This is a genomic window from Corallococcus sp. AB049A (assembly GCF_003668885.1).
GTDB lineage: Bacteria > Myxococcota > Myxococcia > Myxococcales > Myxococcaceae > Corallococcus > Corallococcus interemptor.
Window position 1 is genome coordinate 1 of sequence record NZ_RAWL01000853.1, and the last position, 822, is coordinate 822.

The 822-nt window shown below is 77.1% G+C and carries 1 protein-coding gene; it reads left to right on the forward strand.

From position 1 onward, the window contains the following. Positions 1–735: lipopolysaccharide assembly protein LapB (locus D7X55_RS39915; RefSeq protein WP_121725716.1), on the forward strand; the 735-nt coding region annotated here is incomplete at its 5' end. Positions 736–822 lie beyond the last annotated feature (87 nt).

An 822-nucleotide genomic window follows, 5' to 3' on the forward strand; every position in this document is an offset into this window, starting at 1 on the left:
GCGCTGCCGCACACGCACGCCCGCCGGGTGGACCACGTGGCCCGCGCCCTGGGGCTGCGCGAGCTGGGCGACCTGTCCGGCGCCGTGACGGAGCTGCGCCGCGCGCTGCACGACGACCCGGGCGCCACGGATGCCCTGGCGCAGCTGGCGCGCACGGCCCGGCTGTCCGGGGACACGAAGCTGGCCATCGACGCGTACGCCCGGCTGGGCCAGGCGGAGCCCCACGACGCGGGGGCGCTGGTGCAGCAGGCGCGGCTCCTGGTGTCGGAGGGCCGCTTCACGGAAGCCGTCCACGTGGGCGAGGAGGCGCTCCTGCGCGACCCGGAGGACCCGGAGGTGTACCAGGTGCTCGGCCGCGCGCACCTGGGCGCCAATGAGCTGGCCTCCGCCATCCTGCGCTTCCAGCAGGCGGTGCACCTGGACCCCGAGCACGGCCACGCGCTCAACAACCTGGGCTTCGCCTACCTGCGCGCCAACGACAACGCGCGCGCCGTGGAGGTCCTCACCCAGGCCGCCAGCCTCCTGCCGCACGTGGCCTACGTGCAGAACAACCTGGGCGTCGCCTGCGAGCGCCTGGGCCGGCTGGAGGAGGCCCGCGCCGCCTACGCCGCCGCCACCCGGCTGTCCCCCCGCTACGTGCAGGCCCGCGTCAACGCGGAGCGGGTGGGCCGCGTGGCCCGGGCCGACCCGGCGGGTCCGGTCCTCCCGGAGCCGCTGCCGCCCGTCGCGCCGTAGGGCGGGCGGCCAGGAAACACCGCCGCTTTCCGGGGGGATGGCCCGGACGGGTTCACCCCGCCCGCCCCCCGGTCTAACCTCCAGTCC